The sequence below is a fragment of the Helicobacter bilis genome (assembly GCF_001999985.1).
Taxonomy (GTDB): domain Bacteria; phylum Campylobacterota; class Campylobacteria; order Campylobacterales; family Helicobacteraceae; genus Helicobacter_A; species Helicobacter_A rappini.
The window spans coordinates 1974298-1990197 of record NZ_CP019645.1 but is presented as its reverse complement, the minus strand read 5'-3'; the positions used below and the strand labels follow the sequence as shown (position 1 = coordinate 1990197).

General features: G+C 36.6%; 19 protein-coding genes. 11 read left to right on the top strand and 8 right to left on the bottom strand.

From position 1 onward, the window contains the following. The first annotated feature begins 7 nt into the window (after window positions 1-7). The 4 genes from fliG (at window position 8) to XJ32_RS09035 (ending at window position 2980) form a co-directional block, all read left to right on the top strand. Window positions 8-1039, top strand: coding sequence for a flagellar motor switch protein FliG (gene fliG / locus XJ32_RS09050; RefSeq protein WP_004088974.1), 1032 nt, complete (start codon window positions 8-10; stop codon window positions 1037-1039). Further along, on the top strand, window positions 1026-1820 hold the full coding sequence (gene fliH / locus XJ32_RS09045) for a flagellar assembly protein FliH (RefSeq protein ID WP_004088976.1): 795 nt from the start codon (window positions 1026-1028) through the stop codon (window positions 1818-1820). Before fliG ends, fliH begins: the two co-directional genes overlap by 14 nt. Before the next feature lie 17 nt (window positions 1821-1837). Next, entirely contained in the window at window positions 1838-2539 is a 702-nt protein-coding gene (hisA, locus tag XJ32_RS09040) for a 1-(5-phosphoribosyl)-5-[(5-phosphoribosylamino)methylideneamino]imidazole-4-carboxamide isomerase (RefSeq protein WP_077389214.1), read from the top strand. 66 nt (window positions 2540-2605) lie between these two features. Continuing rightward, entirely contained in the window at window positions 2606-2980 is a 375-nt protein-coding gene (locus tag XJ32_RS09035) for a chemotaxis response regulator CheY (RefSeq protein ID WP_004088980.1), read from the top strand. Window positions 2981-3054: 74 nt separating this feature from the next. Here the strand turns inward: XJ32_RS09035 and XJ32_RS09030 are convergent, their stop codons facing one another. Together XJ32_RS09030 and XJ32_RS09025 are read right to left on the bottom strand one after the other, a co-directional pair. After that, entirely contained in the window at window positions 3055-3711 is a 657-nt protein-coding gene (locus XJ32_RS09030; protein WP_005218348.1) for an outer membrane beta-barrel protein, read from the bottom strand. A gap of 306 nt (window positions 3712-4017) precedes the next feature. Then, complete coding sequence (locus XJ32_RS09025; protein ID WP_077389212.1) at window positions 4018-4683, bottom strand: DNA-methyltransferase; 666 nt, start codon at window positions 4681-4683, stop codon at window positions 4018-4020. A 165-nt stretch (window positions 4684-4848) separates the two neighbouring features. Between XJ32_RS09025 and XJ32_RS09020 the strand changes: the two genes are divergently transcribed. Then, complete coding sequence (locus XJ32_RS09020) at window positions 4849-5124, top strand: EscU/YscU/HrcU family type III secretion system export apparatus switch protein (protein ID WP_077389210.1); 276 nt, start codon at window positions 4849-4851, stop codon at window positions 5122-5124. Window positions 5125-5343: 219 nt separating this feature from the next. Here XJ32_RS09020 and dnaJ read toward each other — a convergent pair whose 3' ends face one another. Continuing rightward, complete coding sequence (gene dnaJ, locus XJ32_RS09015; protein WP_077389208.1) at window positions 5344-6465, bottom strand: molecular chaperone DnaJ; 1122 nt, start codon at window positions 6463-6465, stop codon at window positions 5344-5346. A gap of 93 nt (window positions 6466-6558) precedes the next feature. Here dnaJ and recR point away from each other — a divergent pair, with 93 nt between their 5' ends. After that, on the top strand, window positions 6559-7140 hold the full coding sequence (recR, locus tag XJ32_RS09010) for a recombination mediator RecR (protein ID WP_077389206.1): 582 nt from the start codon (window positions 6559-6561) through the stop codon (window positions 7138-7140). A gap of 214 nt (window positions 7141-7354) precedes the next feature. Here the strand turns inward: recR and XJ32_RS12020 are convergent, their stop codons facing one another. From XJ32_RS12020 to XJ32_RS08995, 4 genes are all read right to left on the bottom strand, one after another. Further along, on the bottom strand, window positions 7355-7531 hold the full coding sequence (locus XJ32_RS12020; RefSeq protein WP_155761503.1) for a hypothetical protein: 177 nt from the start codon (window positions 7529-7531) through the stop codon (window positions 7355-7357). Window positions 7532-7584: 53 nt separating this feature from the next. Beyond that, a complete protein-coding gene (locus XJ32_RS09005) occupies window positions 7585-7941 on the bottom strand; it encodes a hypothetical protein (protein ID WP_254422340.1) in 357 nt (118 codons plus the stop codon). A gap of 341 nt (window positions 7942-8282) precedes the next feature. After that, complete coding sequence (gene leuC / locus XJ32_RS09000; protein WP_077389204.1) at window positions 8283-9545, bottom strand: 3-isopropylmalate dehydratase large subunit; 1263 nt, start codon at window positions 9543-9545, stop codon at window positions 8283-8285. Further along, the gene (locus XJ32_RS08995; RefSeq protein WP_254422339.1) at window positions 9536-9751 is read right to left on the bottom strand and encodes an NADPH-dependent FMN reductase family protein; all 216 of its coding nucleotides are present in this window, start codon (window positions 9749-9751) and stop codon (window positions 9536-9538) included. Before XJ32_RS08995 ends, leuC begins: the two co-directional genes overlap by 10 nt. A gap of 290 nt (window positions 9752-10041) precedes the next feature. Between XJ32_RS08995 and gatB the strand changes: the two genes are divergently transcribed. The 5 genes from gatB (at window position 10042) to XJ32_RS08970 (ending at window position 15043) form a co-directional block, all read left to right on the top strand. After that, window positions 10042-11472, top strand: coding sequence for an Asp-tRNA(Asn)/Glu-tRNA(Gln) amidotransferase subunit GatB (gene gatB / locus XJ32_RS08990; protein WP_077389202.1), 1431 nt, complete (start codon window positions 10042-10044; stop codon window positions 11470-11472). 51 nt (window positions 11473-11523) lie between these two features. Next, window positions 11524-11703 (top strand): hypothetical protein, encoded by a 180-nt coding sequence (locus tag XJ32_RS08985; RefSeq protein ID WP_077389200.1) that lies wholly within the window; start codon window positions 11524-11526, stop codon window positions 11701-11703. Window positions 11704-11752: 49 nt separating this feature from the next. Next, the gene (gene lpxB, locus XJ32_RS08980; RefSeq protein WP_077389198.1) at window positions 11753-12901 is read left to right on the top strand and encodes a lipid-A-disaccharide synthase; all 1149 of its coding nucleotides are present in this window, start codon (window positions 11753-11755) and stop codon (window positions 12899-12901) included. A gap of 111 nt (window positions 12902-13012) precedes the next feature. Then, window positions 13013-13834 (top strand): UTP--glucose-1-phosphate uridylyltransferase GalU, encoded by an 822-nt coding sequence (gene galU, locus XJ32_RS08975; protein WP_004086979.1) that lies wholly within the window; start codon window positions 13013-13015, stop codon window positions 13832-13834. Between the two features lie 138 nt (window positions 13835-13972). After that, complete coding sequence (locus XJ32_RS08970; protein WP_077389196.1) at window positions 13973-15043, top strand: hypothetical protein; 1071 nt, start codon at window positions 13973-13975, stop codon at window positions 15041-15043. Between the two features lie 249 nt (window positions 15044-15292). Here XJ32_RS08970 and XJ32_RS08965 read toward each other — a convergent pair whose 3' ends face one another. Next, entirely contained in the window at window positions 15293-15883 is a 591-nt protein-coding gene (locus XJ32_RS08965) for a phosphatase PAP2 family protein (protein ID WP_005217672.1), read from the bottom strand. Window positions 15884-15900: the final 17 nt, after the last annotated feature.

Genomic DNA, 15900 nt, shown 5'->3' with positions numbered 1-15900 from the left:
GGCAAAAATGGCAATGACCTTAACTCCAAAGCAACGAGCTCAGTATGATGAACTCTCTATGTCTGAAAAAGTAGCGATTCTACTCATTCAAGTTGGTGAAGAAATCACAAGCGAAGTATTCCATCATTTAGATATAGAATCTATTACTGAAATCAGTAAGCATATCATGCAATTAGGTGGCACAGACAAGGCTGTGGGTGCTGCTGTATTGGAAGAGTTTTACACTATATTGCAATCTAACCAATATATTAATTCTGGCGGTGTTGATTATGCAAGAGAGTTGCTGATTAAGACACTTGGACCAGATATTGCAAAGAGAGTGCTTGATAAACTTGCAAAAACTATGCAATCTACCAAGAATTTTGGTTATTTGGATAAGGTAAAGCCGCAACAACTTGCAGACTTTATTGTAAATGAGCACCCGCAGACAATAGCCCTAATTCTAGCACATATGGATTCTGGTGGTGCAGCAGAAACTTTGGGCTTTTTTACAGATGAGCTGCGCGCGGAAATTTCTATCCGTATGGCAAACTTAGGGGATATTTCACCTTCTGTTGTAAAAAGAGTTTCAGCGGTGCTAGAGCAACAAGTAGAATCTCTTACAAGCTACAAAGTCGAAGTTGGTGGTCCTCGTGCTGTTGCTGAAATGTTTAACCGCATGGGACAAAAAACCGCAAAAGCTACATTAGCACAGATAGAGCAAAGAGACGAGCAGCTTGCCAATGAGATTAAAGAAATGATGTTTACTTTTGAAGATATGATTAAGCTTGATAAGTCCGCTATTATTGAGATTCTAAAAGTTGCAGATAAGAAGGATTTAGCATTGGCATTGAAATCAAGTGCTGATGAATTGAAGCAGAAGTTTATGAGTAATATGAGTTCGAGAGCAAGTGAGCAGTTTGCTGAAGAGATTCAGTTTTTAGGTGCGGTTAAAGTGCGTGATATAGAAGCGGCACAAAGAAAGATTATTGAGATAGTTCAAAATCTATCAGAACAAGGCTTAATACAATTAGGAGAACAAGACGATGTTATCTCGTAATCACAATCTCATACAAGATGAACAAAAAGGTGATCACTCAATCAATAAATATGAGTTTAAAGCTATTGTGCCTTTAGAGATTCAGACAAATACAGATTCCACTGAAAATACAACCGATGAGCAAAATGTAGAGCAAGTGAATGCATATCGTCCGCCAACTATGAACTCTTTAGAAAAGGAATTAATCGAAAAGCTATTGCATAAAAGTGATGAGTTATCCGGGAATCTTGCAAAGCTTGAAATGCAGTTTGAAAAAAATCAAGTAAGCATGCAAGAAACACTTGAAAAAACAAGTGATGAGTCATATAAAAGGGGATTTGAAGAGGGAAAAAATGAAGCAAAACAAGCAATGGAAGCAGAGATACAAGCAGAGCGTGAAAAGATAGTGCAATCATTGATCACTTTAGAAAATACACTAAAACAATCACAAATCCATCTTGAAGCCCTTGAAAAAGAGTTAAGTTCTATTGCTATTGATATGGCAAAAGAAGTTATAGTAAAAGAAATTGAGGAAAATTCACAGCGAGTTGCTTTGGAACTTACAAGATCTTTACTATCAAATATTATGGAAGCAACACAAATTGGTATTAAGGTCAATCCTATTGATTATGTATATTTGAAGGAAAATCTAAAGGATAAAGAAAAAATACAGATTGAAGCGGATAATGCCATTTCTCGTGGGGGTGTTGTTATCTCATCAAATCTTGGTAATCTCGATGGAAATGTAATGTCTCGCTATAAGATGCTGAAGCAGTCAGTGTTGGATAATTTAAATGATTAGAATCTAGGATAAAAATCATGGCAATTTTATTTCCTGCAATAGATTTGTTAGGCGGAAAGGCTGTGCGTTTAACAAAGGGTGAGAAAAAAAGTGCTAAAGAGTATGGTAATGCCCTTGATTTTGCAAAATATTTTGAAGATTGCGGTGCAAAATGGCTTCATATAGTGGATTTAGATGGTGCGTTTGAGGGAAGTCCAAAAAATCTTAGCGTAATAGAAAATATTGCAACTGAAACTAATCTGCAAATACAAGTTGGCGGTGGAATCCGCACTGAAGACACTATAAAAAATTACCTAAATGCTGGTGTATGTCGCACGATTTTAGGCTCTATCGCCCTGCAAAATCTAGATTGGACTATCTCAATGGCAGAAAAATATCCAATTGCTTTAAGCATAGATTCTAAAGATGGCAATATTGCTACTCATGGTTGGGTAAATGTGAGTGAAATAAAAGCAATTGATTTTGCTGCAAAGTTAAAAGGCAGTAGTGTGCAGGCAATAGTTTGCACGGACATTCAACAAGATGGTATGCTTTCTGGTATTAATTTTGCTTTGACTGAAGAGATTGCGGAAATTAGTGGCATTTTTACCATCGCAAGTGGTGGTTTTTCTGGACAGAAAGATTTAGATATGTTGCATAATTACCCAAAAGTTGGTGGTGTAATCATAGGAAAGGCATTTTATGAAGGTAAGCTTGATTTTAAAAATGTAAAATTTTAATCTTGGTTATTAAAAGTATGTTATAATACACCGATGAAGATTTAATTAATTTATAAGGAGCAAACATTGAAATTGCTTGTAGTTGATGATAGTTCTACGATGAGACGGATTATTAAAAACACTCTTCAAAGACTTGGTTATGAAGATATTTTAGAGGCTGAGCATGGAGTTGAAGCTTGGAATCAGATGAGTACCATTGAGGGTATTAATGTCTTGATTACAGACTGGAATATGCCAGAGATGAATGGCTTAGAGCTTGTAAAAAAAGTGCGTGCAGAAGAAAAGTATAAAGATATTCCAATTATTATGGTAACAACTGAAGGTGGAAAATCAGAGGTTATCACCGCATTAAAAGCTGGAGTTAATAACTATATTGTTAAGCCTTTTACACCACAGGTTTTAAAAGAAAAACTAGAAGTTGTGCTAGGAATTAACGAGTAATTGTTTGGCTTTCTAATACCCATTCACGCTTATCTAAAGAGACATTACATAAGCGTGAGAATTGTAAAATCCTATTAGAATAAATAAGAATAGTTCGCACCTAAAAATACTTGAAATCCTATGATATTTTCTGTCGCTTTTGAGTGTGTAACGACACTTTTTGTTGAAAACTCAAATTGATGATGTCTTGCCACAAGTGTTCTAACTCCAAAGTTTAGCCCTATAGTAACACCACTAAAACTTGGAATATCCATGTTTTGAATCGTAAGTGCGCTACCGCCCGGATACAGCGTAGTCATATATCCAGCCCCCATGCCAACATATATACCAACTCTTTGAGATTCTGTACTAGTGAAATCATGTAAAAAATCCATATTTATATCACCAATCATGGTAATACCAGACACTTTTAAATCACCAAAAGCATAACTTGGCGCACCAAAAACACCACCAATGCTAAGGTAATATCTCATGCCATTTTCTCTATCAAAATATCTCTGTCCACCTATACGCAGATTGAGACCAAAACCTGCATTAACTTGCATTGTCTCTTTAGCTGGGACACCGCCTTGCCCAGCGTTACCACTAATTGTTAATCCTGTATTTGTAAGTGCTCCAACAGAACCACCAAAATCAACACCAAGAAAAAAGCCATTCCCTTTACTATCAGCAAATGACATATTGACACAAATACAACTTGCAACAACAACACTCAATAGATGCTTTTTCATACATATCCTTTATAAAAAAATCCATAACATAATCGTTCATTTACACTTTTTTTAAAACTATAAAATACAGATAACACATTTTTTTTGCTACCAGCACAATAAATACGAGTAATGATTTTATATGTTGGTCTAGCGGTTATATAACTTTTAATCCCACAAATAGCAATATATAAAATACTTAGAAGCTCTCATAAATCTATATTTTGGATTACAACAACAAATCACAAAGCAATATTAAGTTTTTTTGGTGAATTAGTCGTTAGAATCTTATTTGTGCGTTGCTTCAAATTAATGAATATAATGAATTTATAGCAATGTGCTAAGATTTGTGCCGATAAACTCTCGCCCTAATTCCCTAGCACACTCAAACACGCTAAAGCTCCCACTTGCTGGATCAAGCACCAAATCGCCCTTGTTCGTGCAAGATTCTATTAAAGCTTTTTGCAATCCTTTGGGCTTTGAATGCGGATGGATTTTTAGCTCATCATTTGGAATCTTTTCACTCCACACATCGCGGATATTATGAAGCCGCCAAGTATTTTTTGCCTTTATCGGTGCTTTTTGCAAAACCAGCAGATATTCGCTCTGTCGCCTTGTGCGATAGCCCATACCCATTTTGAGCTTATCCCAAGTGATGAGATCTACCACCTGCAAACTTGTTTGCTCCACCCACGCTTTCACCCCCTCGCATAGATGAAACTTATCAATCCATAGCATCAAATAACAGCTGGGCTTTAGCACTCTATCAATCTCGCATATAAAGCTTTGAATCTGTTCTTCACTCATCTGCACAAGTGTGCTTCTGCCCTTTTGTCGCTCCCCTTCATTCCCATAACGCATTTTATCAAGCACCCCACGATACTGCGGATCAAAAAAACACAAATCAACACTGCAAGATTCTAAACTCCCCATAAGCTCTAAGCCATCAATATTAAGTCTAGTATTCAGCGGATATTTTGTTTTAGATTCCATAATTATGCCTTTAACGACAATGCGTGGTTTTGTAATTCCTGATACAAACAGCTTGTATCTTCTGTGAATATTTGAGATTATAACATAAAGTTATGACAGCTTTAAACCATCATAAATAAGTAAAACCGCCGATTTAGTTTTAGTATAAAGCTAAAAGGATTATACATGAGAAAAAAAGCTGCTGCTCTTGCCTATGAAGAGTATAAAGACCATGCCCCTCGCGTTGTTGCAAGTGGGCAGGGGAAAATCGCAGAAGCAATTATTGCCAAAGCAAAGGAGTATCAAGTGCCACTTTTTTGCAATGCTGAACTCGTTGATTCTCTTATAAAAATGGAAGTAAATAGCAATGTACCCGAAGCATTATATCAAGCTGTTGTAGATGTGTTTATATGGCTACAAAATACAGAAAATACCGCACATATCAGTAAAAAATCAGAGTAAATATAATTACCTTGTAAATTCATGGTTTATGTTTTATACCCCACTAATCAAAACAACCTTAAAGTCTTCCACAACGCACAACTCACACAGAATCTATTTTTACATTTTTTAGCATTATTTACACACAATGACATAAAAACATAAAAAAACCTATGAAGTTATACTAGATTCTAAACCTATATAAACAAGCGTTATATATACACAATGGATATTCTTATCTCATGATATTTTATCCTTAAGCCAGTTTTTGACTTTATCAAAACATGAATCAATGAAGCTTTTATACGGCTTACTTGTATCCCCAAAGCTTTCTTGTAGTTTTAACACAAGATTTTGTTGCTCTTCATTGAGATTTTGTGGATAGGTGATTTTTATCTGTGCGATAAGCCTGCCCTTTTTTCCGCTATTAATATCTGGCACACCTTCATTTTGAAAAACAAACTGATGTCCATGTGCAGTATTTGGCGGAATGTTTAACTCTGCTTGTCCGCTAAGTGTGGGAATCTCTATCTTACCACCAAGCACAATCGTAGTAAAAAATACGGGGACTTCCATATATAAATCATTGCCATGACGCACAAAATGCTCATCTTCTTTCACAACCACTTTGATATAGAGATCGCCTCTCACACCGCTTTTTACTTCATTCCCCTTACCACGATATACAAGCTGATTGCCATTATCAATACCCGCTTTTACTTCTAGCTCAATCGTCTCTTTTACACGCTCAAAGGCATTTCCATGACATTTAGTGCATTTATCAACGATGATTTTACCCGTCCCCTCACAAGTAGGACATGCGACTTGCATTTGTATAATAGACTGCTGCACGACAACCCTGCCGCGACCATTACACCTATTGCAATCCTGCATTTTGCCATCTTTTGCCCCAGTGCCACTACATGTTTTACAATAGCTTTTATACTCCGTTTTAATCGTCTTTTTACAGCCAAACACAGCTTCTTTAAAGCTTAGATTCAGTCGCAATACATAGTCTGGATCAAAGGCATAATGCTCTTGTGTATTTGACTGACCCCCTCCAAAGAAATCCTCAAATATACTGCCAAATATATCACTAAATCCACCACTAGAGCGAGAAAAGCCTTGTGATTGAAGTCCATCTTTGCCATATCTGTCATAAATTGCCCTTTTTTCACTATCGCTTAATACTTCATAGGCTTCATTAATCATTTTAAAGTTCTCTTCTGCTTCTTTGTCATCTGGGTTTCTGTCAGGGTGGTATTTTAATGCAAGTTTTCTAAATGATTTTTTGATTGTATCATGGTCTGCATCTCTGCTAATCTCTAAGATTTCATAGTAATCCATATCTAATGACGCCAAAATACATACTCCAAAAGTAAAATAAAGCCTTCATTATATAAAAAAAAAGATAACTTTGCTAAAACTTATCACTTTTTTGCTAGAATCCCCCGCATGAAAAACTATCAAAACAACTTATTTTCTTTTAATACACTTGTAAATGCCCTTGAAAAAATGCCAACCATAGGCAAGAAAAGTGCGCGTAAAATGGCTTATACACTAGCTATCGAAAACGCTCCGCTAGGATTACAAATCGCACAGGCGATCCATGATTGCATTGCTACGATTGAAAAGTGCAAGGTTTGTGGCGCACTTAGTCATGGTGAGATTTGCCATATTTGCCTTGATTCTACTCGTAAGAATGGCACACTCTGTATTGTGTCTCACCCAAAAGATGTGTTTTTGATTGAAGATATTGGCGAATTTCATGGGGTGTATTGCGTGATTGAAGACTATAAACATTGCGATTTTACAGATCTTATACAACGCATTAAAGATGAGAATATAGAGGAAGTGATATTTGCGTTCATGCCCTCACTTGAAAGCGATATGATTGTCATGTTTATACAAGAAAAGTTAGCAGATTTATGCTTAAAATTTAGCAAAATCGCACAAGGTGTGCCATCAAATGTAAGCCTTGATAATATCGATCATTTCTCTTTGGCAAGGGCGTTTAATGCACGAGTAAATGCGTAGAGTTTGGGTTGCTTGGGTTATTAAATATGCCATCATAATTCTGTGATTATATTTGCAGAATATCTTGCATGAAAGACATAAGATTTAGTATTGTGGTTATTAGAATCTTATTTGCTTTTTTATATAAGGAAGATTCTAATGCGTAAAACCATTTATTAGCAAGATTAGTTATTTTTAATTCCCGCGATTATAACAATTATGATTGGCACAGAAATCACTCCGCAAATAATCCAAAGAATTTGAAATGGCTCACCTGCATACCAATAATATGCTTCTCAAGTCCTTTAATAAACGCTATAAAAGGTAATACAAGAATAGCGACTGCTGTGCCAGCACCAAGTGCAGCAATAAGAAGCGCCAATACGACAAAAAATACAATTAAACCAGCCAATATGGCACAAATAGTGGCAATAGACTACAGCATATTTTTATCCTTCCTATAAATTAAAGTTTCTTTAATAAGCTATCGAGTATTTTTCTTATAGCTGGATTTTTAACAAATGGCAAAGCATAATCACTAATCATTTGCTTTGCAGTATCTTTATTTTCTTTTGCAAGATCTGTAGCAAATTCCCAAGTGGATTTCCACCACGATTTCTCATAATCTTTTTTACCATCATCTGTGCCTTTTTCTTTATTATCTTGTCCTATATACACAAGACGCTTTATAGGTGGGGTTTTCTTTGTGATAAAGTAGAGTAGCTTAGTAATATTATATGGCATCTCTTGTAGTTTATTCTCTTTCTTTAATCCCGCAGAGTAGTATATAGGCTCTACATCTACGCCTGTATCCTTTTTCACCCGCTCTTGTATATCATTGACTTTAGAATCTATTTTTTTGAAAGGATATTAAATGGAGCATATGATTTTATCTTTGAATAGCCTTTGCATAACTATCTTAGGCATAAGTGTGGTTATTCTTGCAAAAAATTAGAGAAAGGAAAAACAATGCACAATAACATGATATAACAGAGAAAAAACGAAGTTATGGTTTTCCTTGAGAATAAGGAGATACAAGAGTAAATTTGTGCTTTGTGTAGAAATGAGCAAGGAGGGATAAATTTAAGGTGGTTTATTAAACATTGCATTAGATTCTAAGCTTGCACAATACAGGTTGTTTATCCCCCCCCCCCCCCCACAACTCAAATAACATCTTGCGGGGAGCTTAGAATCCCCCTTACCGCACTAGCAGCCGCTACTTCAGGGGAGCTAAGATACACTTCGCTTGTGGTATGCCCCATTCTGCCTACAAAGTTGCGATTTGTGGTAGAGACGCATTTTTCATTTGCCGCTAAGATTCCCATATGTCCGCCAAGGCAAGGACCACAAGTTGGTGTAGATACTACCGCTCCGGCTTTAATAAAAGTCTCCAAATACCCGCGATTAATACACTCTAAATAGATATTTTGCGTAGCAGGAATGATAATGCAACGCGTATTTTTCGCTATTGTTTTATCCTTTAAAATATTTGCTGCTACTTCCATATCGCTTAGTCTACCATTCGTGCAAGAGCCGATGACAACTTGATCTATTTTTATCTCGCCCCATTGTTCTCTTTCTTTGGTATTTTCAGGCAAATGCGGAAACGCCACGGTGTGATCTATGGAATCTAAATCAATATCAAAGACTTCTTCATACTCCGCATCTTCATCAGCCTTGTAGATTCTAAACTCCTTGCTCGTGCGTCCCTTAGCATATTCAATCGTAATGTCATCTACTTCAAAAATGCCATTTTTCGCCCCCGCTTCAATCGCCATATTCGCAATGCAAAGCCTATCATCAATAGTTAAGTTTTTTAGCCCCTCCCCGCCAAACTCCATACTTTTATACAACGCCCCATCAACGCCGATTTTACCGATGATATGTAAAATCACATCTTTGCCACTCACATAAGGGCGGAGTTTGCCTTTGAGATTAAACTTCATCGCCTTTGGGACTTTAAACCACGCCTCGCCTGTCGCCATTCCCACAGCCATATCCGTGCTTCCAACCCCCGTGCTAAACGCACCCAACGCCCCATAAGTGCAGGTGTGAGAATCTGCCCCGATAATCAAATCACCGATGGTTACAATGCCTTGCTCAGGCAAAAGGGCGTGTTCTACCCCCATATTCCCCACATCATAGTAATGCTTAATATCAAAGTCATTTGCAAAACAGCGGCATTGCTGACTTTGCGTAGCGGCTTTTATATCCTTATTTGGTGCGAAGTGATCCATCACAAGTGAGATTTTATTTTTATCAAAAACTTGCGTGAATTTAGCTTGTTTAAAGGCGTTGATTGCCACAGGCGTGGTAATGTCATTGCCTAGCACCATATCTAGCTTTGCTCGTATCAAATCATTTGCTTTGACAGATTCTAGTCCCGCTCTATCGGCTAAGATCTTTTGACTCATTGTCATTCCCATATTTTGCTCCTTACTGATTGTTGTTTATCATTTTGTAATGTCTCTAAATACTCTTGCATAGGCAGTGTATCCACCTTTGCACTAAAGATAGCAAAAGATTCCAAAATCTCGCAGCCACAATATTTAAACGCACTTGTAAGCGGGCTTAAAATCGTATTAAGACTATATCCGTGATGCCCATCATAGCTCTCTTTTGCCCCGCCCAAAGTCGTAATGATTTGAAACTTCTTGCCCTGCAGTAGCTTAGAATCTCAACCCTTTGGGTGGAACAAGGCTTGGGGTGCAAAAAATGGAGTTCAGATTCCTATCTTTTTGCCATCTTGTTTTTAAGTAAAAGAAAAACAGGGTAAGATTATACACTTTTTATTGACTAAAGAAAGTAAGATTTGTAGGATCTAATGTAAAAAACACGCAAAATATCTAAATCTCATGAAAGATTTATGTATAATACGCGAACTAACTAACAATAAATATCCTATGTAACTAAAGGGAAAATATGAGTAGTTTTGAGACAATTATCGGTTTAGAAGTGCATGTGCAGTTGAATACGAAAACAAAGATTTTTTGTTCATGTCCTACGAGTTTTGGGGAATCGCCAAATACAAATGTGTGTCCCGTGTGTTTAGGGTTACCCGGTGCACTTCCTGTGTTGAATGAAGAGGCGGTAGCAAAAGCTATATCTTTTGGCACAGCAATCGGGGCTACAATACACCAAGATTCTGTATTTGCGCGTAAAAATTATTTTTATCCAGATTTACCAAAGGCATATCAAATCAGCCAGTTTGAGATTCCAATCGTTGGCAAAGGGCAGCTTGATATTGAAGTTGATGGGGAGATAAAAACCATAGGTATCACGCGCGCACATTTAGAAGAAGATGCAGGTAAAAATATCCATGAAGGCACGCATTCAAAAATTGATTTAAATCGTGCTTGCACGCCGCTTTTAGAGATTGTGAGTGAGCCTGATATGCGTAGCAGCAATGAGGCGATAGCTTATCTAAAGAAGCTACATTCTATTGTAAAATTCCTTGGTATAAGTGATGCGAATATGCAAGAGGGAAGCTTTCGTTGTGATGCAAATGTGTCTATTCGTCCAAAAGGTGAGAATAAATTTTATACAAGAGTTGAGATTAAGAATCTAAATAGCTTTAAATTTATCCAAAAGGCTATTGAATATGAAGTAGCAAGGCAGCAAAATGCCTTTGAAAATGGCACTTATGATACTGAAGTCTATCAAGAAACACGCCTATTTGATACTGATAAAGGCGTAACAAAATCTATGCGTGGTAAAGAAGAGAGTGCAGACTATCGCTATTTTAATGACCCAGATTTATTGCCTGTTTTTCTTAGTGATGAGTTGCTAGAGCGTGCTAAAAATATCCCTGAAATGCCAGATTCTAAAATCAAGCGGTATATAGAAACACTTGGCATTAAAGAGAGTGATGCAAAGGTATTAGTGCAGGATATTGATATGGTGCGATATTTTGAATACATGGTAGAAAAGGGGATATCGCCGCGTTTAGTATGCACATGGTTAAGCGTAGAGTTGCAAGGGCGACTAAAAAATGGTAACACACTTGCTACTTGCGGTATTAATGAAGCTACATTTGCAACATTATTGCAACGCATTGAATCTCAAAAGATTAGCGGCTCTGGTGCAAAAGAGATTCTTGATGTGCTAGTGGAAAAAAGAGGTGGCGATGTTGATATGCTGATTAAGGAATTAGGTCTAGAGCAAATCAATGACGATGGTGCGATATTGCAGGTTATTGACACGCTTTTAGCAGCAAATCAAGATAAAGTTGCAGAATATAGGGCAGGTAAGGAAAAAATGTTAGGCTTTTTTGTAGGGCAAGTGATGAAACAAACAAAGGGTATGAATCCAGCAAGGGTAAATGAGCTTTTAAGAGAGAAATTAAAGGGGTAAATATCTATGATAAAAGTCCATGCTATGCAATAAATAATATGAAAAGAAGAGATGTTTAACAAAAAGTATACACTAAGCTTTATGCGTGTTAAACATAATATGCAAAAGACTCTGAGTTATTGTCGCTTTGGACTTGTGAAAAAGAGGGAGAACCTCTTTGCTAAAATCTGTGTTAAGGCTTTGCGACATTCAACACAACAATCACCAGATTCTAAAATAAAGACGATTTAATAAAACAATATAGAATCTTAAATCATAATAAAATACAATAAGGATAAAAATGCAAAATATTACAACAAATAAAGATTTAATTACTAAATCTAGCACAAAAGAACTTAAAATCTTTGTCAGTGCGCTTGAGCCAAGCTCTAATCTACACTTAAGAAATCTCGCGAAAGTTTTGCCAGAATCTTGCACACTCATTGGTGTATGTGAAAGTGAGATAGGACGGCAAGTTTTAAGCCCTAGTGAGTTTGCCATTATGGGTTTTAGCGATGTGGCAAAAAAGATTCTATTCTTTAAAGAGGCTATGCAAATTCTTAGTGAAGCAGCCCTTACATGCGATAAGATTCTCTTAATGGATAGCTCATCATTTCATCTAAGACTTGCGAAAAAGATACGAGAGAAAAATCCAAATATTCCTATTATGTATTATATATTGCCGCAAGTGTGGGCGTGGAAAGAATGGCGTGCAAAAGAGATTGAGAGGCTATTTGATAAACTTGCGTGTATCTGGCCCTTTGAGCTGCACTATTATGAAAAAAAAGCACGATATGTAGGACATCCGCTACTTGATATTTATACAGAATCCAAGCAGTTTTATAATAAAGATTCTAATATCTTTGTATTTATGCCCGGTAGTCGCAAAAGTGAGATAAAAAAGCTGATGAATGATTATAGAATCTTAGCTAAAAAGCTTTTAGAAAAGCATGAAAATGCGATCTTAAGGCTTATTATCCCAGAGAAATTCCGCGGTACAAAAATGATGGAGATATATGGCAATATCGACATGTTTCATATTGTATATAATACGCAAGAGGGCTTAAGTAATGCGTCTTTTGCCTTTGTGTGTGCGGGGACTGCGACACTTGAGGCAAGTCTTATGCAGATTCCATTTGTGCTTGTCTATCGTGCAAAATGGATTGACTACTTTATCGCAAGAATGTTTGTAAAGCTAAATTTTGTTGGACTAGCAAATATTATCTATCAAGCTATGCTTAAAGAAAATGGCAAGGATATTAAAAAAGCTGGGCTTGGTGATGACTATTTACATGAAGAGCTTTTACAAAATGATTGTAATGCGAAAAATATGCTGAAAGCTTATGAAAACTTTGAGTATGAGAGATATTTTGAAGGCACTTCTACACTACGCAAATACTTAAAACATGGTAGCAAGGATAATGTGGCAAAATGGCTACTTGAGCCTTGATTTTAAGTGTTTTATAGCAAAGAGGGCATAGAATCTTGTGAAGTCAAAAATGTAATTCACATTATTTTTTGTATAATTAGACTTTGTGAATAAAACTATAAAAGGATAGAAATGATAGAGACTTGTTTATTCCCCGCGGCAGGTTATGGCACGAGATTCTTACCTGCGACAAAGGCAATGCCAAAGGAAATGCTACCTATTCTTACCAAACCACTCATTCAATATGGCGTAGAGGAAGCCCTTGATGCAGGCTGCAGGACAATGGCGATTGTTACAGGGCGTGGTAAAAGAAGTATTGAGGACCATTTTGACATTAGCTATGAGTTAGAGCATCAAATAAAGGATACTTCAAAAGAGACTTTGCTAAGCGAGATACGAAACATTATGGAAACTGCTACTTTTAGTTACACACGGCAAAAGGAAATGCGAGGTTTGGGACATGCGATACTTACAGGCGAAACACTTGTGGGTAAGAATCCATTTGCAGTGATTTTAGCTGATGATTTATGTTATAGCGAGAGTGAGGGGGTGCTTACTCAAATGATGAGAATCTATGAAAAATATCGCTGTTCTGTCGTAGCTATCGAAGAAGTAGATTCTAATGAAGTCCATAAATACGGCATTATCGAAGCTGATATGCTAGAAGATGGAATCTATAAGGTAAAATCCATGATTGAAAAGCCTAGCGTTGAAAAAGCCCCAAGCAATCTAGCAATTATTGGCAGGTATATCTTAACGCCTGATATTTTCAATATTTTGCGTATGACAAAGCCCGGCATTAATGGTGAATTGCAAATTACAGATGCACTCTTAGAGCAAGCAAAGTTAGGCAGAGTTATCGGCTATAAATTCAAGGGAATCCGCTATGATTGCGGCAGTATCGATGGCTTTGTAAAAGCAACAAATGATTTTTATAAACGATCACAAAAGTAACACTTTTTACATTGATAGCTTCAACTAAAAAATTAAAAGTATGCGTATTTCACAGATTATAAAAGTTATGCTAGAATGCTCGATTAATTTTTCAAATGGCATACATAGCTACAATATCTGTTGTCAAAGGAATTTATTATGAATAGACTTGCACGAAAGATTGTGCTTTTTGGCGCGGTCATCATTGCGATATTGCTTATAGTGCTTTATTTTGCATCAAGGAAAATGTTGCAGGAAGTAGAAAGTCGCCTTAATCAAGGTATGGAGTTTGCGCGCATTCAGGTAAAAGAAGCCCAAAGTAGCCAATATGGCATTCAAAGCTTTGATTATACACCATTTAAATGTAGCGGACTTATGGATTATAAGTGCAAATCCGAAAAGATAACCATTTATATGGACGACTTTACAACCTCACACCATGATATACATGAGAGCATACGACTTCACAATTTTACATTGAGTAGCGAGGATATAAAGAGTAAAAATCATCTTTCATTTAAGGTAAAAACAGATATAGAATACCCAACTATGAATAAATTTTTTGGAGATTCTACAAGAGAGCCACTCATTGCATTTTTTAATCATAGTGCCGACTCGTTACTGCCAAATAAACTAGAATGCGAGCAAGACTATCTCTACAAGACTGGTGAAGGCACATCGCATACAATCACAGCAAACACACAATGTAATCTCATATCACAAATGTTTAGCACCAATATAGAATCTGTAAATGTTTTCACACCAAATGCGGAACGCACACATATAATTGGGATTCTATATGACATAGCAATGGCTATGAATGGGGATTCTAATAAAGAGGAACTGCAAGCTCAAAATATCCCACACGAACTGCTTTCATTAAAGTTTAACATTCAGCCAAAACAATCATTTAAGGATTTTCTAGCAGCCAATGATAAGCTTACTTCAGAGCAAAAAAAGACCTTAGAAACACAATTTGAAGCAAATCTAAGCCTTATGAAACTCATCGGCACGCCTTTCCTTGCATCATATATAGGCACAAATAGTCAAACTCTCATACAAGGCGTAAGTGATATTATGCAGAACAAATCAAAAGAACTAGACATTCAACTCACACTTAAAAATCCACCAAATTTTCAACCACTGAAAGTCTTTAAAAGCATGAGTGTAACAGACTGGCTAAGTTATTTTAACAAAAACTACGACATTGTAGTCAATACAAAAGAGTAATAAAGATTATAAAGTAGTAGGCACAAAACCCTTGTATTACGATTTTTAAGATTACACTTTTAGTTCTCAAATTTATCTCTTTGGTATTGTAACATTCGGGTTTCATGCAACAATGGATTTGAATTCCATATGGGTTAATATTTCAATTTGCAATAGTCTTTTATGCTTATAAACCTATTAATCACGAAGAACTCAATGCGTAAAAAACAGATAAGAAACTAAACATTCTCATTGATTCTATGACAAAACTTACCACCGATAATGCATATTAACACCATAAAAGCTACCAAAGCTATCGGCACTAATTTCAGGCGTTACGATAAATCTTGTTTGCGGATTATATCGCGTAGTAAAGACATACGCCCAGCCCCACGCGATTGCACTGCCGATTGCGACTTGCCAAATCGTGTGTTTTTTAGCATATACGCGAGATGCTGCGGTAACCACGCCAAGCCCTATAAGTGGCAATGCAGGTTTCCAACCATAGCGATAATACACAAAACCAGCAGCACTAAACGCACCACCAGCATGTCCGCTAGGCATACCTTTATAGTCATCACAGCAAGGTCGTTTTGCAAAATCTATGCTTGTGCCATTGAGATGAGCGTATTCAAACCCCCTTTTGATAAGCTCTATTGTGCCTTGTGTGGCAAGAGAACCAGCGGCAAGTTGAGCTGCCCCCTCATAATCACGCATACCAAGACTAACGATTAACACGCCAAATGGCGCAAGTGTCAAAATATCGCCTAATTTTTCAAATTCATCTCTGGCTTGCATATTTTGTGTAAATATGAGTAAGCATATACATAAAATCTTTTTATATGTTTTAGATATAGACATTTATCACCTTATTCATT

Excerpts from the sequence above, each read along its gene's own strand:
- XJ32_RS08985 (WP_077389200.1), top strand. The coding sequence starts at position 11,524 with ATGTTTAACAAAAAGTATACACTAAGCTTTATGCGTGTTAAACATAAT.
- XJ32_RS09025 (WP_077389212.1), bottom strand. The coding sequence starts at position 4,683 with ATGGAATCTAAAACAAAATATCCGCTGAATACTAGACTTAATATTGAT.
- fliH (WP_004088976.1), top strand. The coding sequence starts at position 1,026 with ATGTTATCTCGTAATCACAATCTCATACAAGATGAACAAAAAGGTGAT.
- fliG (WP_004088974.1), top strand. The coding sequence starts at position 8 with ATGGCAATGACCTTAACTCCAAAGCAACGAGCTCAGTATGATGAACTC.
- XJ32_RS09030 (WP_005218348.1), bottom strand. The coding sequence starts at position 3,711 with ATGAAAAAGCATCTATTGAGTGTTGTTGTTGCAAGTTGTATTTGTGTC.
- gatB (WP_077389202.1), top strand. The coding sequence starts at position 10,042 with ATGAGTAGTTTTGAGACAATTATCGGTTTAGAAGTGCATGTGCAGTTG.
- XJ32_RS08970 (WP_077389196.1), top strand. The coding sequence starts at position 13,973 with ATGAATAGACTTGCACGAAAGATTGTGCTTTTTGGCGCGGTCATCATT.
- XJ32_RS08965 (WP_005217672.1), bottom strand. The coding sequence starts at position 15,883 with ATGTCTATATCTAAAACATATAAAAAGATTTTATGTATATGCTTACTC.
- XJ32_RS09020 (WP_077389210.1), top strand. The coding sequence starts at position 4,849 with ATGAGAAAAAAAGCTGCTGCTCTTGCCTATGAAGAGTATAAAGACCAT.
- lpxB (WP_077389198.1), top strand. The coding sequence starts at position 11,753 with ATGCAAAATATTACAACAAATAAAGATTTAATTACTAAATCTAGCACA.
- hisA (WP_077389214.1), top strand. The coding sequence starts at position 1,838 with ATGGCAATTTTATTTCCTGCAATAGATTTGTTAGGCGGAAAGGCTGTG.
- galU (WP_004086979.1), top strand. The coding sequence starts at position 13,013 with ATGATAGAGACTTGTTTATTCCCCGCGGCAGGTTATGGCACGAGATTC.
- leuC (WP_077389204.1), bottom strand. The coding sequence starts at position 9,545 with ATGGGAATGACAATGAGTCAAAAGATCTTAGCCGATAGAGCGGGACTA.
- recR (WP_077389206.1), top strand. The coding sequence starts at position 6,559 with ATGAAAAACTATCAAAACAACTTATTTTCTTTTAATACACTTGTAAAT.